The organism is Marinobacter excellens LAMA 842, assembly GCF_001574445.1.
GTDB classification, from domain to species: domain Bacteria; phylum Pseudomonadota; class Gammaproteobacteria; order Pseudomonadales; family Oleiphilaceae; genus Marinobacter; species Marinobacter shengliensis.
The window spans coordinates 22,979-44,749 of the sequence record NZ_LOCO01000020.1 but is presented as its reverse complement, the minus strand read 5'-3'; the positions used below and the strand labels follow the sequence as shown (position 1 = coordinate 44,749).

Below are 21,771 nucleotides of genomic sequence, written 5' to 3'. Positions count from 1 at the left end.
CGGCCGGCCACGGAACAGAGGTGAAACGCCATGAACGTATTCAGCCATCCGGAGTTCGATCACCACGAACACCTGTCTTTTGTCTGCGACGCCGAAACCGGCCTGAAGGGCATCATTGCCATCCACAATACGTCACGGGGTGCAGCACTCGGCGGTTGCCGAATGTTTCCCTACGCCAGCGATGAGGAAGCGTTGAGGGATGTGTTGCGACTGTCCCGGGGGATGACCTATAAATCTGCCCTGGCCAATCTCGACCTGGGTGGCGGCAAGTCCGTCATAATCGGCGACCCGCGTAAGCACAAGACCGAAGCCTTGCTCGAGGCCATGGGCAGGCACCTGGAAAGCCTCGGCGGCCAGTACATTGCCGCTGAAGACTCCGGCACCAGCGTGCCAGACCTGAAAGTGATGGGCCGCCATACCCGGCACGTGGCCGGCGTAACCACCCGCACCGGGTTCGATGGCCAGCCCAGCACAGGGGACCCTTCACCGGTAACCGCCTACGGCACCTTTATTGGCCTGAAAGCGGCCGTAAAACACAAGCTCGGCACGGATAACCTGACCGGACTGAAGGTGGCCATCCAGGGCATCGGCAATGTTGGCTACCGCCTGGCCCGCTATCTGAAAGAGGCCGGTGCAGAACTGTGGGTGACAGACATTCACGCCGACAACCTCCAGCGCGCAGTGGACGAGTTTGATGCAACGCCCGTTGGCTCCGATGACATCCTGAGCCTGCCGGTGGATGTTGTAGCCCCCTGCGCCATGGGTGCAGTGCTGAACGACCAGAGCATTCCGGCCATCCGGGCGGCCATCGTTGCCGGCGCCGCGAACAATCTCCTGGACCGCCCCGAACATGATGCGGCCCTCAAACACCGGGGCATCCTCTACGCTCCGGATTTCGCCATCAACGCCGGCGGGATCATCGATGTATTCTACGAACGCACCGGAGGCTCACCCGAGCAAATCCGCGCCCACGTAGACACCATCGGTGACACCCTGTCGGAAATATTCCAGCGCTCTGATCGCACCGGGCTCCCCACCGGTGAGATCGCCAATGAACTTGCAGAAGAGCGCTTTAGAAAGCACGCCGCGCGTGCTGGGCTGGCGCCCAGGCGGCTGGCTTGCGCCGGGTGACCTGACACCGGTGCTTCCCCTTGGGGGCCGCAGGGTTCTGCGGCTCCCCTTTTAACCCCTGAAACAAAAACAACACCTTCGGGAGATCACTATGTCTGTCACTTCATCCGGCTCCGCCACCTATTCGGATGCCCTTGAGGGCTCCAATGCGAAACGAGGGCTATGGTCCTCACGGTTCGCGTTTATTCTGGCTGCCACCGGCTCCGCCGTCGGGCTTGGCAATATCTGGAAATTCCCCTACGTTACCGGCGAAAACGGTGGCGGCGCCTTTGTGCTGGTGTACCTGCTGTGCATCGCCGTTGTCGGCATTCCCATCATGATGGCCGAGGTCATGATCGGCCGCCGGGGTGGTCGCAGCCCGGTCAACAGCATCCGACTGATTACCGAACGGGACAGACTCAAACCGGCCTGGAAACTGGTGGGCGCTATCGGCGTTCTTGCTGGCTTTTTAATACTGTCGTTCTACTCGGTGATTGGTGGTTGGGCAATATCCTACGTGGGTACAACTGCCAGCGGGCAGCTGGCCGGGCAATCCGCCGAAGCTGTGGGAGCCATTTTCTCCGGCTTGCTAAGCAATCCGTCCACCCTGCTGCTTTGGCACACGGTGTTTATGGCCCTGGTGATGGTGGTCGTCGCCCGGGGCGTCCGCTCCGGCCTTGAGCGGGCCGTCAGTATCCTGATGCCAGCGCTGTTCGTATTGTTGCTGCTGGTGGTCGGCTACGCTATGACCACCGGCCACTTCGGCCAGGCCGCGGCCTTCCTGTTCCAGCCAGACTTCTCCAAGCTGACCACCTCCGGCGTGCTGGTCGCCCTTGGCCACGCGTTCTTTACCCTGAGCCTGGGTATGGCGGTAATGATGGCCTATGGCTCTTATCTGCCGAAGAAAATCTCCATCGCCAAGACCTCCATCACGGTGTCAGTCATCGACACCGGCGTAGCACTGCTGGCCGGGCTGGCGATCTTTCCCATTGTCTTTGCCAACGGCCTCGAACCCGGTGCCGGCCCCGGCCTGATTTTCCAGACACTGCCCCTCGCGTTCGGCCAGATGCCCATGGGTACACTGTTCGGCACCCTGTTCTTCGTGTTGCTGATCTTCGCCGCCTGGACCTCCGGCATCTCCCTGCTGGAGCCCATCGTGGAGTGGCTGGAAGAGCAGAAAGGCATGAACCGGACCATCAGCACCATCGCCGCTGGCGGCGTATGCTGGGCTCTGGGTATTGCCTCCGTGCTGTCACTGAACCTGTGGGCGGACGTTGCTCCGCTGGGCTTCATTCCCATGCTGGAAGGCAAAACCATTTTCGACCTGCTGGACTTCTTCACCGCCAACATCCTGTTGCCGCTAGGTGGCCTGCTGGTCGCACTGTTTGCCGGCTGGGTGATGTCCCGCCAGGCCATGGAGAACGAACTGTCGTTGTCACCGACCATGTTCAACCTGTGGTTTATCACCGTGCGGTTTGTTACCCCGGTGGCCGTTGCCATTGTGTTTATCTACAACCTGATGTAACCCCGATCGCCCGGGCAGCGCGCTGCCCGGGCGCCCCCTCCCTGCCTATTCTGGGCACCAACATACCAATTGATAAACATCTGTCCCTTTCTGACCGGACTTTTACGGCTCTTGGCGCGTAATGTGTGATTGTAAGACAAACACAATCGAGGCAGTCGCTATGTCAGCAGTCACAGCATCTTTTCCGGTACGCCGTCAGGACTTTGGTTTTGAGGATGTACCGCGGCACTGGGTCGACAGTGACCCGTTCATGACCCACCTGTTCAACGCCCTCTCCGCACTTTTCCCAGACGGTGAGCGCTTCTTCGTGGACAGTGTTCGGGCAGTACGTGACCAGATCAACGACCCTCAGTTGCAGAAGGACATCAGCGCCTTTATCGGGCAGGAGGCCATGCACGCGAAGGAGCATGGCCACTTCAACGACGGTGCCATCAATCAGGGTTTCGATATCAAGAAACTGGAAGGCTGGACCCGAGGCTTCCTGTCCGCGAAAGACCTGCCGCTGCTCAACAACAAGCGGGTGCATCTGGCCGCTACCGTTGCCCTTGAGCACTTCACCGGCATCCTCTCAGCGCAGCTGCTAAAGCGCGAAGACCTGGTGAATGCCATCGACCCGTCCATGCGAACCCTGTGGGCCTGGCACTGTGTCGAAGAGAACGAACACAAAGCGGTGGCCTTCGACACCTATGAACAACTCTACGATAAAACCGTAGTGGACTACGCCATCCGCATGGGTGTCATGGCATTGATCACCACGCTGATCATGGTAGCGATCCACTCGTTCATCATTGAGCTGATGCGCGAAGACAAGCAGTTACTGAACCTGAAGTCCTGGGCCAAAGGCCTGAACCGGGTTTGGGGCCGCAAGGGCATGTTCACCGCGATCATTCCGGAATACCTGGATTACTTCAAACCAGACTTCCACCCGTGGCAGCACGACACCGAATTCCTGCTGCACAAGTGGCGCAAGCAGCTGAACTTCGCCTGATGCCAGCGCCTGCTCGCCGGGCTCAGTCCGGCTTGCGGGCCACGTAGACGGTGTTAAACGATTCGCGGTTCTGGAAGGGGTTGTAGAAGCTGACCACGTGGCAGGCTATGTCGGTAAACACTTCCCGCAGAGTCGCCATGAATTCGTCGTCCTCACCTTCGTTGGACCACATGGCAAACACGCCCCGGGGCTTGAGTTGCCGGGCCATGAAGCGGAGGTTGTTGGCGGTGTAGAAGCTGGCGCTGGAGTCGTGCAGCAGGGCCCTGGGCGAGTGGTCTATGTCGAGCAGGATGGCATCGAACGGTTTGCCCGGCGCTTCCGGGTCGAAGCCGCCGGTTTCGGGGTCAGCGATGGCGAGGTCGAAGAAGCTGCCGTGTATGTAGCGGTTGCGGGGGTCGGCGTTGAGGTCTTTGCCGAGGGGCACTTTTTCTTGCTGATGCCAGCCGATGACGGGTTTCAGGTATTCGACCACGAGCAGTTCGCTGACGCGCTCATGCTTGAGAGCGGCCACGGCGGTGTAGCCAAGGCCGAGTCCGCCCACAACAACACTGAGCTTGTCGCCTTCGGTTTCGCCCAGGCCGATGTCTGAGAGGGCCACTTCGGCGTCTACAAACATGCTGGACATGAGGAATTCTTCGCCCAGTTTCACTTCGTAGATATCGCGGTCACCCAGTGCCGGAATCCTGCGGCGGCGAAGCGTGATTTCCCCGATCACCGAGGGCTGGCTGTCAATTTGTTCGAAAAGCAGTCCCATAATTTTACTCCCTTCAGGTGCTCAGTACCGCGGCTTTGGCGTTAACGCCAGCGGGGTAGGGCTTTCCAAAACACGCTCCTTCGGCACATCCATGTGGCGCTTGGGCTCCGCCATCCATGGCTCCGCACAGTTTTGGAAAGCCCTACCCCGCTGGCTCCTCAAACTACTCAGCTGGATTCGATGCGTGCTCTAAGCAGCTCAGTAAAGTATTCCGCATCTTCTCCGCACCCAGCTCATTCATCAGTGCGATATTCCGATCAGGAATCCCGTCCACATCCGGATGGCTATCAATCGCCGCCTCCAGACTCGCCTCCCGCAACAGGTGCAACATGGGGTACGGAGACCGGTTGGTGTAATTCTCATCAGCCCCCGGTTCGGTGTCAGCGAACTGATAGTCCGGATGGAAACTGGCGATCTGGTAAACGCCCTCCAACTCCAGGTAGGCCAACAACGCATCGGCAGCGTCCAGAAACTCATTGTAGGCGTAGAAATCCTGCAGTACGCCCGGGTGTATCAACAACGTGGTTTCGATTTCCGGTTCGTCTTCCAGGCGCTGCAATTCCGCGTGTAGGGCCTGCAGGAGGTCGTCTTCATTGTTGGCGTCTGTCACCGTAAACCGAACCCGGTTCTTGACCAGTTCCCGTTTGGCGAAGGGGCAGAGGTTGTAGCCAACGACGACGTCTTCAACCCATTTTCGGGTTGCGATCACAACCGGAGACTCACTCATCAGTTTGTCCTTTATTCTCTGGATGACCACTCAAAGGTACGAGCGGACGGTTGGGTAGGCCTGTCCAAAAATGTGCGGAGCCATGGATGGCGGAGCCCAAGCGCCACAGGGATGTGCCGAAGGAGCGTTTTTTGGACAGGCCTACCCAACCGTCCGCAAACTCCCAAGGTCGAATGATTCAGGATCAGACGTAACCCTGACTCCGAAGATAATCATCATAACTGCCGCTGAAGTCGGTAATCCCATCCGCCTTCAACTCGATGATCCGGGTCGCCAGCGACGAAACAAACTCCCGGTCATGGCTGACGAAAATCAGCGTGCCCGGATAGTTCTCCAGCGCCAGGTTCAACGCCTCGATGGACTCCATATCCAGGTGGTTCGTCGGCTCATCCATCAACATCACATTCGGCTTCTGCAGAATCAGCTTACCAAACAGCATCCGCCCCTGTTCACCACCGGAAATCACCTTCACCGACTTACCGATGTCATCCCCGGAGAACAACATCCGTCCCAACGTACCGCGCACCAATTGCTCACCACCGGTAGTCCACTGCGCCATCCAATCGGTAAGGGTGTCATCCCGGGCAAAGTCGGCGGTGTGGTCCTGGGCGAAGTAACCTACCTCGGCACTGTCGGTCCATTTCACCTCACCGGCATCCGGCTCGTAGGCGCCGGCCAGGCACTGCAGTAAGGTGGTTTTACCAATTCCGTTCGGGCCGATGATAGCCACCCGCTCTCCCGCCTCAATCTGCAGATCCAGGTTTTTAAACAGGGGGCCTTCGTCGAAGCCCTTGGTCAGGCCTTTCAGGGTGACCGCCTGACGGTGCAGTTTCTTGCCCTGCTCGAAGCGGATGAACGGGCTCACCCGGCTGGACGGCTTCACTTCCTCCAACTGGATCTTGTCGATCTGGCGGGCGCGGGAGGTGGCCTGCTTGGCTTTCGAGGCGTTGGCGGAGAAGCGGCTGACGAACTGCTGCAGTTCAGCGATCTGGGCCTTTTTCTTGGCGTTGTCTGACAACATGCGCTCGCGGGCCTGGGTGGCGGCAGTCATGTATTCGTCGTAATTGCCCGGGAACAGGCGCAGTTCACCGTAATCCAGGTCCGCCATGTGGGTGCACACACTGTTCAGGAAGTGGCGGTCGTGGGAGATGATGATCATGGTGCTGTTACGGGCCACCAGGATGTTTTCCAGCCAGCGGATGGTGTTGATATCCAGGTGGTTGGTGGGCTCGTCCAGCAGCAGCACGTCCGGGTCGGAGAACAGGGCCTGGGCGAGCAGCACGCGCAGTTTCCAACCTGGGGCCAGGGCGCTCATGGGGCCGTTGTGCTGTTCCAGCGGAATGTCCAGGCCCAGCAGGAGTTCGCCGGCGCGGGATTCGGCGGTGTAGCCGTCCATTTCGGCGAATTCCACTTCCAGGTCCGCCACCGCCATGCCGTCTTCTTCGCTCATTTCCGGCAGGGAGTAGATGCGGTCCCGCTCTTTCTTCACCCGCCACAGTTCCCCATGGCCCATGATCACGGTGTCCATCACCGTGCAGTCCTCGTAGGCGAACTGATCCTGGCGGAGTTTACCGAGGCGGATGTTGGGCTCCAGCATCACTTGGCCGGCGGACGGCTCCAGGTCGCCACCGAGGATTTTCATCAGGGTGGACTTGCCGCAGCCATTGGCACCGATCAAACCGTAACGGTTGCCGTTGCCGAACTTGGCGGATACGTTTTCAAACAGGGGCTTGGCCCCGAATTGCATGGTGAGATTGGCGGTGGAGATCAAGAAAAGAACCTGTCAGCGTGAGGGCCAGCAGCAAGCCGGCAAATAAAAGCCGGCATTGTACAGGTTTGGGCGCAAGACTGTGAGGCCGCAGAAACACGGATAAAAAGGGCTTGCCAGCAGCACGCTGTGCGGGCAGCATTCGTGTCAGACGTTTCCGTCCATTCCTCCATCCGACAACAGGAACTTGATCATGGCACAAGCAACTGCACGCCACATTCTGGTAGACAGCGAAGCAAAATGTGAAGAACTGAAGAAGGCTATTGAAGGTGGCCAGGATTTCGCCGAAGTGGCGAAGCAGCATTCCTCCTGCCCGTCTGGCCGTAACGGCGGCGACCTGGGCTCCTTCGGCCCTGGCCAGATGGTTCCCGAGTTTGACAAGGCCGTGTTCAGCAGCGACCTGAACACCGTAATTGGGCCGATCAAGACCCAGTTCGGGTATCACCTGCTGGAAGTGACTTCCCGCAGCTAAGCCAGTGCAACTGCTGTCTGCGCTTGACTGCGCAGACAGCAGGCGTTGGTTATCGGGATTCGCCTGTCCCGAAATTCCTGAACCGCGCCAATTGGCTACCGATGGTTTCAATAGGGTCCGTAATCGACGCCTGAATGCTCTCTGTGACCACCTCGGTAAAGCGTTTACCCGACTCACTCTCCAGAAAGTCCAGATACAGACCCAGTTCCTGAACACTGATATCCCGGTAGGTGAACAAATAGCTGTCGTATACCTGTTGCCCAACCATGCCCTGCAACATCCCACGCTGGTTCTCCAAACGCTGACGTAACCGCTCGTAATGCACCGAGTCACTGCTCAGGGCCGCCATGGCCGTTGCCAAACCCAACTGCACGGCAATGGTAGTATCCACTGTGGTTTCCGTTGCGCGGGAAGCCCGGTCAAAACGGTCAAACAGCTTTTCCCGGGTGGTGCCCTTGTAGGCTTCGTTTAGCTCTCCGGCGCGGCTTCGCACCTCTGACCAGGCGGCAGGTGCAGACGCAGCAATCTCCGCACGGGATATCTTCTGCGCAACAGGCGTCTGGTACCAGGCATGAACCTCCTCAAGCTGTTTGTTCGTCAACGACTCATCCAGGCTGTCCACCAGCTTACGCTCGATGTCCTCGGCCCTGTAGCTGCTGCTGACCACATAACCAATGGTGTCGGCCACCATCGGCGGCACCTGGCCGCTCTGTTTGAGACCGTCCCGTATACCCTGGCTCATCATGGCCGGATACTGGCCCACGATGTCATCAATGGGCGATGCCGCCAGAACGTCACGGGCATCCGTTGATGCATGGGCCATTCCTGACGATATAAGCCCGGCAACTAAAAGAGGTTTAACTAGGGTGATCAGTCTCATTTCTCTATTATCCTGTTACTGCAACGGCCCTGTTTATGACACGCCTGAAGCCATTACGGCAAGTGCCCCAAGGCCTTTGGAGATGACAGTTTGGTAGGGATGTGGCGCAGAAGAACCCGAAAATCTCGAAATATCCGCAACAAGCGGTTTAATGTATGGCGCTCCCGCATCAGCTGGTACGGCCTGCCTTTGCTGGGGCTGGTGATCGGCACCTGGGCCACCCTGCGTTTCAGTCTGCTGGCCCCGGAACCTCCGGCCAACCCGGAAAACATCTGTGAGATCTTCAGGGAACATACGGTGTGGTACGACTATGCCCGGGCCTCCGAGGAGAAATGGGGCACCCCCATCGCCACACAGCTGGCTTTTGTCTATTACGAATCGTCTTTCCGGAGCCATGCCCGGCCGCCCCGCACCCGGCTTTGGGGACTGATTCCCTGGAAGCGCCCCACCACCGCTTACGGTTATGCCCAGGCCCTTGACCCCGCCTGGGGCGAATACCTGGTGGCGAACGACGCATCCTGGCGAACCGTACGCACCGACATGCAATACGCGCTGGATTTTGTCGGCTGGTACAACCACCTCAGCAACCGCGAGCTGGGCATTCCATTCAGCGCACCCCGGCAGCTTTACCTGGCCTATCATGAAGGTCGGGGCGGCTACGCACGCCGCTCGTTCGAACAGAAACCGGCCATACAGTCCCTGGCCCGAAGGGTTCAGAACCGCGCCTTCCGCTACGACAACCAGTTAAAGCAGTGCGAAGCGGAGTTCCAATGTTGGCGCTGGTACCAGTTCTGGCCGTTCTGCAAGGCCGACGATTAGGTTCAGAGCGACGCGCTTATCTCAATGGCAGATTCCAGCGCTTTCAGGCGTTCAACCAGAAACTCCATGACAATGCGCACCCGGGCCATCTGCTGGGTATCCTGGTTTACATGCAGCCACAAATCCACGCTCTCGCCCTCCAGCGGGTCTGATAGCCTGCGCAGCTCTTTCGCGGCCTCGCCCAGATAACAGGGCAACACCGCCAACCCCGCTCCAGACCTGGCCAGGGTTGCCATGGATTGCAGGCTGTTGCAGCGAATCACCGAGGAGACGTTCTTCAGGTGCTTTCGGTACCAACGCCCGGTCGCCAGATGGCTGAAACTCTCATCCGGCAGTATCCAGGTGCAATCTTCCGGGTGGTTCTCGATATCCATATTGCGGTGTCGACGGCAGTATCGGGCGGCCCCGTAGACAGCGGAATCCACAGCGGCAATGCGCTCGCCCTCCAGGGTCGCCTGGGGTTTGTTCTCCGGCCGCAAGGTCAGGTCTGCCTCCCGGTGGCTGAGGTTCGCCACATCGTTATCGGTCAGCACCTCCAGTTCGATATCCGGATAGGCGTGAACCAGCTCCGCCAGGATCGGTCCGAGCAGTTCATTCATCATGGCATCTTCGGCCGCCACCCGGACCTTACCCACCGGCGCGGCATCGTCACCTACCAGTTTGCGCTCCAGGTTTTCCACATCGGTAGCCAGCCGCTGGGCCTCCCGAAACGCCATTTCGCCAACCGGAGTGAGCTGCAAACCATCCCGGTTGCGCTCGAAGAACTGCACCCCCAACGACTCTTCCATCTGATCAAGTCGTCTTAAAACAGTGGTTTGGTGTACACCCAGCAATTCACCGGCTTTCGCCAGCGTTCCACCTATTGCCAGAGCCCGTATATATCGAAGATAATCCCAGTCCATAGTTACTGCATATTCGCAACGTGAGTACGGATTTTAACGTATTCAAACTGCAAATAAGAACTCCTAGAATAGTCGTTAAATTAAAGATAGATCGCTAATTAATCCACCAGACAAAGGAGGAAGGCGCTATGACCAAGAGCCATATCGCAACCGTAAACCCGCTGCCGTCAAGTATCCTCCACAACAGTACCGAGGTCAGGCGCCAGTATACCCGCGCTGCTGCACAGCAGGCGATGCAGTTTTTCAGCCGTAAGGTGCGGATTTTCAACCGCAAAGCGGCTGCGGTTGCCCCAGACATGCCCCAGGTACAGGGCGGTCACTGAGATTACCGGAACCCGGTAACCGAAGCACAAATAAAAACGCCGGCATGTTTCCATGCCGGCGTTTTTATTTGGTGAGTGTTTAACGCCCTGATCAGAACTCCCAGATCACCTTACTCTTCTTACCAAACCACTCGTCCATCTTCTGATTGTAGAAGTCCTCGATCACATTGCGCTTGATCTTCATGGTCGGCGTTAACATGCCGTTTTCCATGGTCCAGGGCTCCTTGACCACTACTACGAAAGCCACTTTCTCATGGGCTTCGCTCTGGGCGTTAACGGCATCAAGCTCCCGGGCCAGTTCCTGTTCCAGCTCCGCCCGGTCACCACCACGATCCAGTTCATCCCGGGCCTCTTCTGACAACAACACCATCAGGCACGGCTGAGGCTGGTTGGCGCCGGCCACACACACCACTTCGGCTTTCGGATGATTGAACCGGTTCTCAATTGGCACGGGCACTACGTATTTGCCCTTGGAGGTTTTGAACAGATCCTTCACCCGGCCAGTGATACGCAGGCAACCATCCTGGTCGATTTCACCCATATCGCCGGTTTTGAGAAAGCCGTCATCGGTCAGGTCCTCTTTGGTCTTCTCTTCGTTCTTGTAGTAGCCGAGCATCTGACCGGGGCTCTTGACCTGAACCTCGCCACCTTCGCCAATGCGGTGAGTAACACCGGGGTTTGCCATGCCGACCGTACCCACCTTGGCCTGGCCGGGGCGGTTGGCGTGGGAGTAACCGAAGTTCTCCGACATGCCATACACTTCCAGCAATTCCAGACCAAGGCCCCGATACCAGCCGATAATCTCTCCAGACAACGGTGCCGCGCCCGTCAGGGCGGCCCGACAATGGTCCAGGCCCAGCTGTTTGAGCACCTTCTTTTTAACCAGCGAGTTAAGGATCGGAATATTGAACAGGATTTTCTGCTTCTTCGGTGGCAGCTTGGCGTTCACGCCCAGATAGAACTTCATCCACAGGCGCGGTACCGAGAAGAACAACGTGGGCCGGGCCCGCTGCAAGTCTTCCTGGAAGGTGTCCAGGGAGTTGGCAAAGTACAGGTGGAAACCGTAGTAAAGGGACTGGGTTTCAACCGCTGCCCGCTCCGCCACGTGGGCCAGCGGGAGGTAAGACAACATGCGTTCGTTGGATGACACTGGGAACAGTTGCTGCAGGCCATCGGCCACCGAAATCATGGTGCGGAAGCTGTGCATCACGCCCTTGGGCCGGCCGGTACTGCCAGAGGTGTACACGATGGTGGCCAGCGCATCCGGATCAGGCAGTTTCGGCTCAGCCGGTGATTGCTCTTTGATGATCTCCTGCCATTTGGGAGTGTCATCGCGCGGCGACAAAGGCAGAGACACGATGGGCAGGTCATCAGGAATATGATGCTTGATGTCGTTCCAGCCGTCGGCCGTACCGTCCAGCTTACCCAGGAACAACAGTTTAGCCTCGCTGTGTTCAAGAATGTAAGCGGCTGTTTCACCATTCAGGGTCGGGTAAAGCGGCACGCTGACATGACCGGCTGCCCAAATGGCCAGATCCAACAGTATCCAATGCGCGCTATTCTTGCCCAGGATTCCGATATTGCTGTGCTCCGGTAGACCAAGGCTGTTCAGGTAGGCGGCCATCCGGGACACCTGGTCAGCGGCCTGCGCCCAGGTAATGTCTTCCACCCGGCCATCCGGGAACGGCTGGGTAAGGTAAACGTTATCGGGAGTGTGCTGGGCCCAGTAGTACAGGCAGTGCAAAGACGTCTGCTTTTGTGGGTCTATAGCCATGGTGGCTCCTTGTTGTTGTTATCTTCGGTTGTCTGGAATCGCTTTTTATTGTTGCATTCATACTAGCCAACTTTCCCGCGTGCTCAATAGCAATAAACATCCCGGGCGTTGACCATTTAGCTCGAAGCTGAGACGCACCTCCCAAAATAGTTCGTGACATCCATCAAGTCTGGTCTAGATTGAGAAGTACCGCGTATTGATAACCAATACCACAGGAGACTGTCGCTCTATGAGAACCTCGACTCGCTCTGCTTTGATCTTCCCCGCCTGGGCCGTGATTCTTATCGGTTCTGGTGCATTTCTCTATACCGCCTATGCGGGCTTTCTTGGTTCCTGAAAGCTGGCTAACGCCTGAACCGGGTCTCAAGCACGACTGCCGAGTTAGTTCGCTCAACCCCTTCAAGGTTCCCGATGTCATCCAATACACGGCTCAACTCCTCCAGTGATTGAGCCTGGACGATGGCAATCAAGTCGTATTCACCACTAACCGAAAACAACTGACAGACCTGAGAAATCTGCTCCAGTTCAGAGTTGGTGCGGGCAGTGAGTTTCTGATGCACCTTGACCGACACATGGGCCTCCACCTGATTGGCGGCGTACTCACCGCCCAGCTGTAAGGTATAGCCGCGAATGATTCCCTGCGCCTCCAGTTTCGCCAGTCTGTTTTGTACGGTGGAACGGGAAACATGCAACCCCTTGGCCAGGTCAGTCACACTGGCGCGAGCATTCTGCCGGAGCAGTCCCAACAATTTCTGGTCTTGCATACTAATCATTTTGATTACCTGATTCGTCAATATGGCTAAATTCTAGACCATATCGACCAATTTGAATCTACAGATCGGCATAACCAGCCGCCATACTGGACCTAAACAACGTTCAGGATGTCGGCCATGTTGATCCGCCCTATCACGCTTCGGGATCTTGATCCCCTTTATCAGATTGCCGTTGAATCCGGACCGGGATTCACATCCCTGATGCCAGACCGGGACGCGCTGGCACAGAAGATCGAGCATTCCATGAAGAGCTTTGAGCGGCGCGTAGACAATCCCACAAACGAGCAGTATCTGTTTGTACTTGAGGATGAGCACAGCCATGAGATCATGGGCACAACTGGCATCCAGGCCAGTGTTGGGCTCGACCGGCCGTTGCACCACTTCAAACGCGACAGAACGATCGGGCCAGCAGGCCTCGCGAGGGAAACCCTGACCCGTTGCGAGCACTACGCGGGCTGCACCGAAATCTGTTCGCTGTACCTTCGCCCGGACTATCGCCAGGCCAATGCCGGCAAACTCCTGTCAAAAGTCCGGTTTCTGTTTATGGCACTGCACCCCGAGCGTTTTGCAAACACCGTGATAGCAGAGATGCGGGGGGTGTCTGACACTCATGGCCACTCGCCTTTCTGGAACTGGCTGAGACATCAGGTGGTCGATCTGGATTTTTCCACGGTAACGCAACTCTCCGCCCAGAGTGATGCTCGTTTTCTGGAACAACTTGTTCCCCCTGGTCCGTTCGACATTGCAGACATGACCATTGAAGCTCAGGCAGTCATCGGCCAGGTTCACCCGGACACCCGCCCGGCGCTACACTTGCTGAAACAGGAAGGATTCCGGCATCGTGGACTGGTGGATCTTTTCGATGCCGGGCCGACCATTGAATGCGCACGGGATGCCATTACCAGTGTTCGCAACAGCGGGCTATACCGGGGTTTATATGGCGGCACCCGGATTACCGCCCACACCGGGTTCCCCTTGATTGTGGCCAACGGCCAGTGTTCCGGATTCCGTGCGACGATCATCGATTCACTGTCAGGGGGAGACGAGCCGGAGCAAGTTCCCCTACCGACTGGCATTCAGCGGAAGCTGGGCTTGAATGGTGGAGACCCGGTGTGCGCACTACCCCTGGTCAAAAACCGCCCCACACTGAACACAAGTGAGATGAGTGCTCACCAGGAGTTCCGTCATGCACAATGATCTGAACGCGCTTTTTTCCCGGCTCTGGCAATCCTATCGACGGGTGACGCCCTCGGCTGAGCGTATTCATCAGTTGCTGGGCGAACGCGAAAGCCACCCCATCGTGAATGATCACATTGCACTGCGCACTTTTAACCTGGCCCCGGTACGCCTGGACAAACTGGCCGGCCACTTTCTCAAGCTGGGCTATCAGCCGGGTGGCGAATATCATTTTGAAGCCAAAAAGCTCTACGCACGGCATTACGAGCACCCTGACCCGGATGTTCCCAAGGTGTTCATCTCTGAGCTACTGGTGGATCAATGTTCAGTGCAACTGCAGGCCATCGTTTCTGGCCTTGTGGCCCAAACGAATCCGGGCGCGGTAGATGCCGATGATTTTCTGACTTCCGGCCGCCACTGGAAACTGGATTACGGCACTTACCGTTCACTTCTGGAGGAAAGCGAATACGCTGCATGGACCGCAGCCTGGGGTTATCGAGCCAACCATTTTACGGTCAGTATCAATCATCTTGAGAGCATCAAAACCGTTGCGCAGATCAACCAACTGCTCAAAGACCACGGCTTCGCCATAAACACCTCCGGGGGTGAAGTAAAGGGGTCACCTCAGGAACTGCTCGAGCAATCCTCCACCCTGGCAGACCGGGTCGCCCTGGAGTTCACTGATCAGGTGGCCACGGTACCCAGCTGTTTCTATGAATTCGCCCTGCGCTATCGGAAACCGGATGGCAACCTGTACTCCGGCTTTGTGGCGGCGTCTGCAGACAAGATCTTCGAGAGTACCCATGCGTCAAACTGACTTCGGCGCCTCCTGGCACTGACGTCAGGACCATCCCTGCTCACCCAACAGGGGCACGAACCGGACATCACCGAAGTCTTCGCGCTCGAAGTCAGCATCCGTCCGGCGGGTAATACACACCAGCCGCTGCACGGAATGCTCCGACCCCACCGGAATAATCAACCGGCCACCGACGGCAAGCTGCTGTTTAAGGGTCTCAGGTACGGCGGGAGCACCTGCAGCAACGCAGATGCCATCAAAGGGCGCAGCCTCCGGCCAACCAAGGGTTCCGTCGCCGCAGCGAACATGCACCTGGCTGAACCCCGCCCGCTCCAGGTTCCTCCTGGCCTGCTCTGCCAACTCAGGAATCCGCTCGATACTGAAGACCTCCAGGGCGAGGCTGGCCAAAACGGCTGCGGCATAACCCGATCCAGTCCCAATATCCAACACCCGTTCCCGCCCCTCCAGCTGAAGCGCCTGCGCCATCAGCGCCACGATATAGGGCTGGGAAATTGTCTGCCCCCAACCAATCGGCAAGGGGTAATCTTCATAGGCTTCGCCAGCCAGATGCTCGGGAATAAAGCGTTCTCGGGGCACCCTGTCCATGGCTTCCAGCACTCTTGAATCGAATATCCCCCTGCCGGCAAGCTGATACCGAACCATGTCTGCGCGCAGGTTGTTGAAATCCGGAACCCGTTCATTCATCACCGGCCCCTCCCTGATTACCCGTCGTTACAAAGCCATAACGCTTTTACAACAGCGCAAACTTTAACCACTGTCTACTTTTTACCCACAGGTTACTCCTCTGCACGGATGAGGAGAACCAAAAACAAAAATAACGGCGAGGGTTTAACCCTCACGCTCAGGGAGATAATCATGTCTACATCTGTCGACCACCTGATGGAACGCACCCAGGATGCCAGCGATCTGCTCGCCGATATCGTGCCATCAGCCATAACCCTGGCAACCATGCTCCGACATCGCCAGATGGCAGCCTGGCTAAGGGCTGAGTTTGATGGATACCCCGATATAGACAAAGCACCACCTTATCGGCTCGACCTGCCCGGACACATCGTTGCCAAATCCCCGCAGTATGGCTGGATTCCTGCACCGGTGAATGACACCCAAACCAGGGAGTTCGGGCACCTGAATCTGATGGAAGGGGTAAAAGAACTCGAACATACCTGTTTAAGCTGCAAGAAAGGCAATGGCAATCGAGTGTTGCTGGATAAAGAGGCCATGTCAGACCTGCAAAAGCAGATTAATCTCAGTGCCGAACTGGCCATCAACCTCAGCCGGGAGGTTTACTGCCGGCTACTCCGAACCCTTCGGGCAGCGCTCTATCTGTGGGCCGAGCAGCTGATGGACGCTGGTATCTCTGGCGATCACAACCACTATAGTCCGGAGGAACGAAAGCTGGTCTCGCATCTTGATAGCCCAGAGGCTTTCTGGCGCAAAGCCATGCAGGAACTGGACACAGTACCGGTGGCAGATGTTCGGGAGCTTGGCTTTCTGGAACGCATGTTTGGCCGGGCCGGCTAAGTCAGGAAAGCCACGTAAAGACCAAAAGGCTATACTGGAGGACACGCGAACCGATTGAATCGTCTATAAAGGAGCCAGGAGCGCCACTATGAGAGACGCACGATGGAAGTATCTCAGATCACGCGGCCTGGCTCTGATTCTTCTACTGGCATGCCCCCCCGTCTTCAGTGACGATAGCATCATCAATCGCATAGAAGCCCTTCAGGCCGGGCATCCTGTCACGGTTCTCGACGCACCGATACTTGCAAAGGAGGCCCTGACCCGTTTCTACGAGCTCAGGGAATTTGACCTGGCCTGGGATTCCTACAATGCCCGACGTCAACTGGCCCAGGCCATCAGTGAGGTGGCTGATCAGGGTTTAAACCCGCTGGATTATCACCACGAAACGATTGCCGCCCTGGCCCTGCAACCGACGGATCAGGTCGAGGAAGAAGTGCGGGCCGATCTGGACCTGGTACTGTCAGACGCATTCCTGTTGCTTTCCTCCCATTTGCAGGCGGGGAAAGTCAACCCGAGGACCATTCACGCTGAATGGACCGCCAATCGCCAGGATCTGGAAACCCACACCGTGCTTGCACAAGCACTGGACACCAATTCCGTTTACCAGACCCTGCAACAGCTAAAACCTTCAGCGCCAGCCTACCAGAAACTGGTCACGGCGCGCCGCACCCTGACCGCATTGCTGGGGCAGCCCTGGCACGAACTCGCCGCCACTCCCACACTCCGACCGGGAGACAACGACCCGCGCATCCCCGAGATACGTCGCCGGCTTGCCCTTCTTGGCGATATCCCGAGTGCCGACCATGATCGCCCGGCTGCCTACGATGCGTCGGTCGAAAGTGATAGCTACGACGACGAGCTGTTGATCGCCCTTCCCGCGTTCCAGGCCCGGCATGGCCTTGAACCGGATGGAATCATCGGGCGCCAGACTTTTGCTGCCCTGAATAGATTACCTGTCGAGCGCATCCGCCAACTGGATGCCAGCCTGGAGCGTTGGCGTTGGTTGCCGGACGATCTTGGTGATACCTACTTACTGGTCAACATCGCCGGCTTCGAGATGACCATGGTACGCTCCAGTGAGGAAATCCTCCGCCAGCGGGTGATCGTCGGGCGCCCTTACCGCCAAACCCCGGTATTCAGTGACCGCATTCGCTACCTGGTATTCAACCCTACCTGGACCGTCCCACGGAAGCTGATGATCCAGGACCAGCTACCAATTATCCGCAGCGATCCCGGCTACCTTGAGCGCATGAATTTTAAGGTCTATCGGGGGTGGGGCGCTGATCGCGTGGAAGTGGACCCGGCTACTATCGACTGGCACACTCTGTCTGCCAACAACTTCCCGTACCAGCTGGTTCAGGAACCCGGGCCGATGAATGCGTTGGGACAGATAAAATTCATGTTCCCCAACCAGTATGATATTTACCTGCACGACACCCCGGGGCAGGCCCTGTTTGGCCGAGCTGAACGAACGTTCAGTTCCGGCTGTATCAGGGTTGAGCGGCCCTTTGAATTGGCGGAGCATCTGCTGGCAGGTAACAGCAACTGGTCGCGGGCGAATATAGACCGGGCCATTGAACTCAGAGACCCAGTCAATGCGATGCTGAGAACGCCGATACCGGTTCATCTGCAATACTGGACGGTGTGGGTTGATCAATCAGGAGTGATACAGTTCCGGAACGACATCTATGGACGAGATCAGCGGCTGATCGACGCGCTCCGTTCAGATCCCCAAGGCGCGCTGATGCCAACACCACGGAGGCCTTGATGACGAGAGTAGCTTTACTGACTGCCCTTATGCTGATCCTGACAGCCTGCCAGAATCTGCCAGATCGCCAGGAGGGTCTGGACAGCGACGTAGCGTTTCTCAAAGCTCACCACTGCCTTGAGGAATCCGTGGACGACGTCAACCGCATTCACTTCGGCCCTTGCCTGAAAGTTATTGAAATCAACGGTCAGGCACCGGTAGTCAGGGACGACGACTTTATCGAGCTCCCCCTTCGACAGCCTCTCACCATAGGCACAAGTTGCGTTTATCGACACGCCGATGGCACGCCGATACCCGCCACCGTTGAAACTGCCGACTTTCAGGTGCGTGCGGACACCTTCACCCGTGGCGGCCAGAGGTGGTACCTGCATGCCCACAAGCAGGCCCGCAGGGTGATTGGCTGCGAGCCCACGCTATCTCGCTCAGTTCACCCCACCCGGAGCACAGACTGAACTGCCCATCGGCCTGGCCCAGCGCCAGACGGGACACTAGCCAAACCTGTATCCGCAATTACCATTTCTCAATAGAGCAGCTGTTTCGTTGCGCATTCTTTGGCCATGTGCCACGTTGGAAGGGAACCGTAAAAAGGAGGATAGGAAATGCTCTATTGGGCGGTAGTGTGTCTTGTTATTGCAATTGTTGCAGGTGTTCTGGGTTTCGGAGGCATCGCCGGAACGGCTGCGGGTTTTGCCAAGATCCTGTTTTTCATCTTTCTGGTCTTGTTGGTTGTTTCACTCCTCGCCAACGCGTTACGAGGTCGGGGCCCAAAAATCTGACTAGGCAGACCTGGCTTTTCGTGGCCCTGGAGCAACAACCAGGGCCACGCCAGCCACCGCAACAACCCCGCCGGCCATGGCCATTGGCCCCAAGCGCTCATCAAACAGGATAAACGCCTCCAGTGCCGTGACCGGTGGCACCAGGTAGAACAAACTCGCCACCTGAGAGGCTGCGCCGCGTCGAATCAACCACATCAAAAGCAAAATGGCACTGACCGACAGGCCAAACACCAGCCAGCCAAGGGCCAGCTTGAACTGCAGCGACCATTCCACACTTCGGGACTCCAGTACCATCGCACCAACACCAAACAAGACGGCCGCTGCGGTGTACTGAATCATGGTGCCGGATACCAGATCAACCGACGTGCCAAACCGTTTCTGGTAAACGGTGCCAAGGGAGATTCCGATCAGCGCCAGCCCTGCCCAGACCAGCGTCAGCCCGGGTAACCCTGTATCGCCGGTACTGGTTCCTCCAAACTTTTCTACGATTACCAGCGAAACACCCACAAGCCCCAAGACCAATCCCGCCCACTGCTTTCGCGAAACCGCCTCACGCAGAAACACCACAGCAGCCAGCGCTGTTACCAACGGCTGCAAGCCCACAATGAGCGACACCAACCCTGATGACATACCCTGATCAATGGCGTAAAAAACACCACCAAGGTAACAGCCATGAACCAGAATACCGGTGATCGCCACATGACCGGCGCTACGCCAGCCCGGCCATCGGGCACCCATGATGATGGCCAAGACGGCCAAAGGTATTAACGTGATCAGCATGCGGATAAACAACAGCGTAAAAGGCTCTGCATACGGCAGGCCGTACTTGGCACCAATGAATCCGGTGCTCCAGAGCCAGACAAACAGGGCAGGTACGAAAAAGGAAAAGAAAACCGGGGGCATGGATCAAAGCTCGGCTGATAGGAATCCTGGCAGGAGACTATAGCCTGCCAGAACCCGCCCAGACAGGCACAGAACTCAGCTAGCCGACCATCACAGTCAAGCGCTCGTCAACATCGATTGCAGTTTCTGAGTAAACTCTACGGCCTCGCAGCCCAATGGGGTCAGGTAGCCCCCGTCTTTCTGGCTGATCAACCCTTTTGCAAACAGCGACTCTGCCGCCCGGACCGTTTCCGGCGCCGCAGAATGGGCATGCACTTTTATACCTTCCTGGGTGGATATCGAGGGAAACTGTAGCAACAGGTTCAGCTCGGCAAGGTGGTTTGGAGAGAACGGCATAAAAGCTCCTTATCATTAGAATTATCTGAAGTTTAGCCCAAATATCGGAGCGCCACGGTGGAATCGTTGTGAAATTGATCCAGGTGCATATTTTGCCCGATTATCCTATTGTTACACCCATCGCGCCGCGACTTTCAGTGCAAGTCAACGACATTGCATCACCACAACACGGACACGTTGATCATGGACAACACACCGGCACAGTCAGATGACTATTACCCACGCCCTTTGCGCCACCTGAGTGTTTACCTTGCGACGCTGGTTAAAGGTCGCCTGTGGCTCAAGGTGCTGATTGGCATGGGGCTTGGTCTTGTGGTTGGCACCTTGCTGGGCCCCTCGGTTGGCCTGGTCGAGCCAGAAACCGGAACGCTGATCGGCAACTGGCTGGCCTTTCCCGGGCAACTGTTCCTCGCCACCATCCAGATGATCGTGATACCACTGGTTATAGCCTCTGTGGTAAGAGGCCTGGCCGCCAGCGACAACCTGGAACAACTGCGCAAGATGGGCGTCCGGGTTACCCTGTTTTTTGTCATCACAACTGCTATTGCCGCCACCATAGGCCTTTGGGTAGGAGGCCTGGTTAACCCGGGTGACCTGATGACCGGCCTGACAGCGCCTCCGGTCGATGCTGCCCCGGTCGCCGCGGACATCCCCGGCCTGGATGCCATCCCCCAGACACTGATCGGCCTGCTGCCCGGCAACCCCCTGGATGCCATGGTAGAGGGGCAAATGCTGCAGGTGGTGATTTTCTCCATCATCATCGGCGTTGCACTGGTCAGCATGTCGGGAGACAAGGCCAAGCCGATGCTGGACCTGCTCGACTCCCTGCAACAAATCTGCATGACGGTGGTTCGCTGGGCGATGCGCCTGGCGCCCTATGCCGTTTTCGGGCTGATGGCGCAACTGACCACCACGCTCGGGTTCCGTGCCATGCTCGGCATGGCGTCCTATGTGGCCACCGTTTTGCTCGGCCTGGCTGTACTGATGGCTTTTTACCTGATTATTCTAAAACTGCTGGCCGGCGTGAGGCCTCTGCAATTCCTGAAAGACACTCGTGATGTACTGCTGCTCGCGTTTTCCACGTCCAGCTCCGCGGCAGTCATGCCTCTGTCTATCCGCACTGCGGAAGACAAACTGGGTGTGCGCCCTTCCGTTTCCCAGTTTGTCATTCCGCTGGGCGCTACCATCAATATGAACGGTACCGCCCTCTATCAGGCCGTGGCCACAGTGTTTCTGGCACAGGTGTATGGCATCGACTTGAGTGTGGGCAGTATGGCACTGGTGGTAGCCATGGCAGTCGGCGCATCCATCGGCTCACCCGCTACACCCGGGGTAGGCATTGTCATTCTCGCCATGGTGCTTCAATCCGTGGGTGTACCGGCGGCAGGTATTGCCTTGATTATGGGCGTGGACCGGATACTTGATATGTGCCGTACCGCCATTAACGTTACCGGTGATCTGGTCGCTTGCCGACTGATGGAAAACTGGTCGGGCAAACGATTACCAGACCAACCCGAACCGGTGCCCGATGAGGCCTGAGGCCCACAGTAAGTTTGTGACCGCATGAACAATCGGTATCATCAAGGTACGAAAGTCCTACACATGTGCGGGCGTCTACCGCGATAATAGCGGTGGATTGTTATGCAGAATCAACGCACC

At 57.4% G+C, this 21,771-nt stretch carries 23 protein-coding genes; 13 read left to right on the top strand and 10 right to left on the bottom strand.

Going from position 1 to position 21,771, the window contains the following annotated elements; genetic code table 11:
• The first annotated feature begins 30 nt into the window (after positions 1-30).
• The 3 genes from J122_RS15305 (at position 31) to J122_RS15295 (ending at position 3,623) form a co-directional block, all read left to right on the top strand.
• Complete coding sequence (locus J122_RS15305) at positions 31-1,131, top strand: Leu/Phe/Val dehydrogenase (protein ID WP_061333080.1); 1,101 nt, start codon at positions 31-33, stop codon at positions 1,129-1,131.
• A gap of 91 nt (positions 1,132-1,222) precedes the next feature.
• The gene (locus J122_RS15300) at positions 1,223-2,635 is read left to right on the top strand and encodes a sodium-dependent transporter (RefSeq protein ID WP_061333079.1); all 1,413 of its coding nucleotides are present in this window, start codon (positions 1,223-1,225) and stop codon (positions 2,633-2,635) included.
• Between the two features lie 160 nt (positions 2,636-2,795).
• Positions 2,796-3,623 (top strand): metal-dependent hydrolase, encoded by an 828-nt coding sequence (locus tag J122_RS15295; RefSeq protein ID WP_061333078.1) that lies wholly within the window; start codon positions 2,796-2,798, stop codon positions 3,621-3,623.
• 22 nt (positions 3,624-3,645) lie between these two features.
• On the opposite strand, the gene J122_RS15290 is transcribed toward J122_RS15295, so the two are convergent.
• The 3 genes from J122_RS15290 to J122_RS15280 all read right to left on the bottom strand — a co-directional run bounded on the left by J122_RS15290 (position 3,646) and on the right by J122_RS15280 (position 6,875).
• Entirely contained in the window at positions 3,646-4,377 is a 732-nt protein-coding gene (locus J122_RS15290; protein ID WP_061333077.1) for a hypothetical protein, read from the bottom strand.
• A gap of 163 nt (positions 4,378-4,540) precedes the next feature.
• Positions 4,541-5,104 carry a DUF1415 domain-containing protein gene (locus J122_RS15285; protein WP_061333076.1) on the bottom strand — a complete coding sequence of 188 codons (564 nt, stop codon included), beginning with the start codon at positions 5,102-5,104 and terminating at the stop codon, positions 4,541-4,543.
• 184 nt (positions 5,105-5,288) lie between these two features.
• Entirely contained in the window at positions 5,289-6,875 is a 1,587-nt protein-coding gene (locus J122_RS15280; protein WP_061333075.1) for an ABC-F family ATPase, read from the bottom strand.
• A 190-nt stretch (positions 6,876-7,065) separates the two neighbouring features.
• Between J122_RS15280 and J122_RS15275 the strand changes: the two genes are divergently transcribed.
• Positions 7,066-7,344: a peptidylprolyl isomerase gene (locus tag J122_RS15275; RefSeq protein ID WP_022987955.1), complete on the top strand. Its 279-nt coding sequence runs from the start codon at positions 7,066-7,068 to the stop codon at positions 7,342-7,344.
• A 49-nt stretch (positions 7,345-7,393) separates the two neighbouring features.
• Here the strand turns inward: J122_RS15275 and J122_RS15270 are convergent, their stop codons facing one another.
• A complete protein-coding gene (locus tag J122_RS15270; protein WP_227510236.1) occupies positions 7,394-8,167 on the bottom strand; it encodes a DUF2059 domain-containing protein in 774 nt (257 codons plus the stop codon).
• A gap of 156 nt (positions 8,168-8,323) precedes the next feature.
• Between J122_RS15270 and J122_RS15265 the strand changes: the two genes are divergently transcribed.
• On the top strand, positions 8,324-9,043 hold the full coding sequence (locus tag J122_RS15265; protein WP_061333073.1) for a hypothetical protein: 720 nt from the start codon (positions 8,324-8,326) through the stop codon (positions 9,041-9,043).
• A 2-nt stretch (positions 9,044-9,045) separates the two neighbouring features.
• Here J122_RS15265 and J122_RS15260 read toward each other — a convergent pair whose 3' ends face one another.
• Positions 9,046-9,945, bottom strand: coding sequence for a LysR family transcriptional regulator (locus tag J122_RS15260; RefSeq protein ID WP_061333072.1), 900 nt, complete (start codon positions 9,943-9,945; stop codon positions 9,046-9,048).
• A 128-nt stretch (positions 9,946-10,073) separates the two neighbouring features.
• Here J122_RS15260 and J122_RS15255 point away from each other — a divergent pair, with 128 nt between their 5' ends.
• The gene (locus J122_RS15255; protein WP_061333071.1) at positions 10,074-10,268 is read left to right on the top strand and encodes a hypothetical protein; all 195 of its coding nucleotides are present in this window, start codon (positions 10,074-10,076) and stop codon (positions 10,266-10,268) included.
• Positions 10,269-10,359: 91 nt separating this feature from the next.
• Here J122_RS15255 and J122_RS15250 read toward each other — a convergent pair whose 3' ends face one another.
• Positions 10,360-12,042: an AMP-binding protein gene (locus J122_RS15250; RefSeq protein WP_061333070.1), complete on the bottom strand. Its 1,683-nt coding sequence runs from the start codon at positions 12,040-12,042 to the stop codon at positions 10,360-10,362.
• Between the two features lie 344 nt (positions 12,043-12,386).
• The gene (locus tag J122_RS15245; protein WP_061333069.1) at positions 12,387-12,815 is read right to left on the bottom strand and encodes an Lrp/AsnC family transcriptional regulator; all 429 of its coding nucleotides are present in this window, start codon (positions 12,813-12,815) and stop codon (positions 12,387-12,389) included.
• 117 nt (positions 12,816-12,932) lie between these two features.
• Here J122_RS15245 and J122_RS15240 point away from each other — a divergent pair, with 117 nt between their 5' ends.
• Complete coding sequence (locus J122_RS15240) at positions 12,933-14,012, top strand: arginine N-succinyltransferase (RefSeq protein ID WP_061333068.1); 1,080 nt, start codon at positions 12,933-12,935, stop codon at positions 14,010-14,012.
• Positions 14,002-14,808: a DUF1338 domain-containing protein gene (locus J122_RS15235; RefSeq protein WP_061333067.1), complete on the top strand. Its 807-nt coding sequence runs from the start codon at positions 14,002-14,004 to the stop codon at positions 14,806-14,808. The genes J122_RS15240 and J122_RS15235 overlap by 11 nt, the downstream gene beginning before the upstream one ends.
• Positions 14,809-14,832: 24 nt before the next feature.
• On the opposite strand, the gene J122_RS15230 is transcribed toward J122_RS15235, so the two are convergent.
• Complete coding sequence (locus tag J122_RS15230) at positions 14,833-15,492, bottom strand: protein-L-isoaspartate(D-aspartate) O-methyltransferase (RefSeq protein WP_061333066.1); 660 nt, start codon at positions 15,490-15,492, stop codon at positions 14,833-14,835.
• A gap of 171 nt (positions 15,493-15,663) precedes the next feature.
• Here J122_RS15230 and J122_RS15225 point away from each other — a divergent pair, with 171 nt between their 5' ends.
• The 4 genes from J122_RS15225 (at position 15,664) to J122_RS21235 (ending at position 18,873) form a co-directional block, all read left to right on the top strand.
• On the top strand, positions 15,664-16,329 hold the full coding sequence (locus tag J122_RS15225) for a hypothetical protein (protein ID WP_061333065.1): 666 nt from the start codon (positions 15,664-15,666) through the stop codon (positions 16,327-16,329).
• Between the two features lie 88 nt (positions 16,330-16,417).
• Positions 16,418-18,097: a L,D-transpeptidase family protein gene (locus J122_RS15220; protein WP_061333064.1), complete on the top strand. Its 1,680-nt coding sequence runs from the start codon at positions 16,418-16,420 to the stop codon at positions 18,095-18,097.
• The gene (locus J122_RS15215; RefSeq protein ID WP_061333063.1) at positions 18,097-18,549 is read left to right on the top strand and encodes a hypothetical protein; all 453 of its coding nucleotides are present in this window, start codon (positions 18,097-18,099) and stop codon (positions 18,547-18,549) included. Before J122_RS15220 ends, J122_RS15215 begins: the two co-directional genes overlap by 1 nt.
• A 147-nt stretch (positions 18,550-18,696) precedes the next feature.
• Positions 18,697-18,873 carry a DUF1328 domain-containing protein gene (locus tag J122_RS21235; RefSeq protein ID WP_072676589.1) on the top strand — a complete coding sequence of 59 codons (177 nt, stop codon included), beginning with the start codon at positions 18,697-18,699 and terminating at the stop codon, positions 18,871-18,873.
• On the opposite strand, the gene J122_RS15210 is transcribed toward J122_RS21235, so the two are convergent.
• Both J122_RS15210 and J122_RS15205 read right to left on the bottom strand, forming a co-directional pair.
• The gene (locus J122_RS15210) at positions 18,874-19,776 is read right to left on the bottom strand and encodes a DMT family transporter (RefSeq protein ID WP_061333062.1); all 903 of its coding nucleotides are present in this window, start codon (positions 19,774-19,776) and stop codon (positions 18,874-18,876) included. It lies immediately after the preceding gene.
• 96 nt (positions 19,777-19,872) lie between these two features.
• Positions 19,873-20,112, bottom strand: a complete 240-nt coding sequence (locus J122_RS15205; protein ID WP_058092188.1) for a TIGR02647 family protein — start codon at positions 20,110-20,112, stop codon at positions 19,873-19,875.
• Between the two features lie 183 nt (positions 20,113-20,295).
• Between J122_RS15205 and J122_RS15200 the strand changes: the two genes are divergently transcribed.
• Positions 20,296-21,651, top strand: a complete 1,356-nt coding sequence (locus tag J122_RS15200; protein ID WP_061333061.1) for a dicarboxylate/amino acid:cation symporter — start codon at positions 20,296-20,298, stop codon at positions 21,649-21,651.
• Positions 21,652-21,771 lie beyond the last annotated feature (120 nt).

Bases quoted from the DNA above. Each gene is read 5' to 3' on its own strand.
- J122_RS15305 (WP_061333080.1), top strand. From the start codon at position 31: ATGAACGTATTCAGCCATCCGGAGTTCGATCACCACGAACACCTGTCT.
- J122_RS15300 (WP_061333079.1), top strand. From the start codon at position 1,223: ATGTCTGTCACTTCATCCGGCTCCGCCACCTATTCGGATGCCCTTGAG.
- J122_RS15295 (WP_061333078.1), top strand. From the start codon at position 2,796: ATGTCAGCAGTCACAGCATCTTTTCCGGTACGCCGTCAGGACTTTGGT.
- J122_RS15290 (WP_061333077.1), bottom strand. From the start codon at position 4,377: ATGGGACTGCTTTTCGAACAAATTGACAGCCAGCCCTCGGTGATCGGG.
- J122_RS15285 (WP_061333076.1), bottom strand. From the start codon at position 5,104: ATGAGTGAGTCTCCGGTTGTGATCGCAACCCGAAAATGGGTTGAAGAC.
- J122_RS15275 (WP_022987955.1), top strand. From the start codon at position 7,066: ATGGCACAAGCAACTGCACGCCACATTCTGGTAGACAGCGAAGCAAAA.
- J122_RS15270 (WP_227510236.1), bottom strand. From the start codon at position 8,167: ATGGCCCATGCATCAACGGATGCCCGTGACGTTCTGGCGGCATCGCCC.
- J122_RS15265 (WP_061333073.1), top strand. From the start codon at position 8,324: ATGTGGCGCAGAAGAACCCGAAAATCTCGAAATATCCGCAACAAGCGG.
- J122_RS15260 (WP_061333072.1), bottom strand. From the start codon at position 9,945: ATGGACTGGGATTATCTTCGATATATACGGGCTCTGGCAATAGGTGGA.
- J122_RS15255 (WP_061333071.1), top strand. From the start codon at position 10,074: ATGACCAAGAGCCATATCGCAACCGTAAACCCGCTGCCGTCAAGTATC.
- J122_RS15250 (WP_061333070.1), bottom strand. From the start codon at position 12,042: ATGGCTATAGACCCACAAAAGCAGACGTCTTTGCACTGCCTGTACTAC.
- J122_RS15245 (WP_061333069.1), bottom strand. From the start codon at position 12,815: ATGATTAGTATGCAAGACCAGAAATTGTTGGGACTGCTCCGGCAGAAT.
- J122_RS15240 (WP_061333068.1), top strand. From the start codon at position 12,933: ATGTTGATCCGCCCTATCACGCTTCGGGATCTTGATCCCCTTTATCAG.
- J122_RS15235 (WP_061333067.1), top strand. From the start codon at position 14,002: ATGCACAATGATCTGAACGCGCTTTTTTCCCGGCTCTGGCAATCCTAT.
- J122_RS15230 (WP_061333066.1), bottom strand. From the start codon at position 15,492: ATGAATGAACGGGTTCCGGATTTCAACAACCTGCGCGCAGACATGGTT.
- J122_RS15225 (WP_061333065.1), top strand. From the start codon at position 15,664: ATGTCTACATCTGTCGACCACCTGATGGAACGCACCCAGGATGCCAGC.
- J122_RS15220 (WP_061333064.1), top strand. From the start codon at position 16,418: ATGAGAGACGCACGATGGAAGTATCTCAGATCACGCGGCCTGGCTCTG.
- J122_RS15215 (WP_061333063.1), top strand. From the start codon at position 18,097: ATGACGAGAGTAGCTTTACTGACTGCCCTTATGCTGATCCTGACAGCC.
- J122_RS21235 (WP_072676589.1), top strand. From the start codon at position 18,697: ATGCTCTATTGGGCGGTAGTGTGTCTTGTTATTGCAATTGTTGCAGGT.
- J122_RS15210 (WP_061333062.1), bottom strand. From the start codon at position 19,776: ATGCCCCCGGTTTTCTTTTCCTTTTTCGTACCTGCCCTGTTTGTCTGG.
- J122_RS15205 (WP_058092188.1), bottom strand. From the start codon at position 20,112: ATGCCGTTCTCTCCAAACCACCTTGCCGAGCTGAACCTGTTGCTACAG.
- J122_RS15200 (WP_061333061.1), top strand. From the start codon at position 20,296: ATGGACAACACACCGGCACAGTCAGATGACTATTACCCACGCCCTTTG.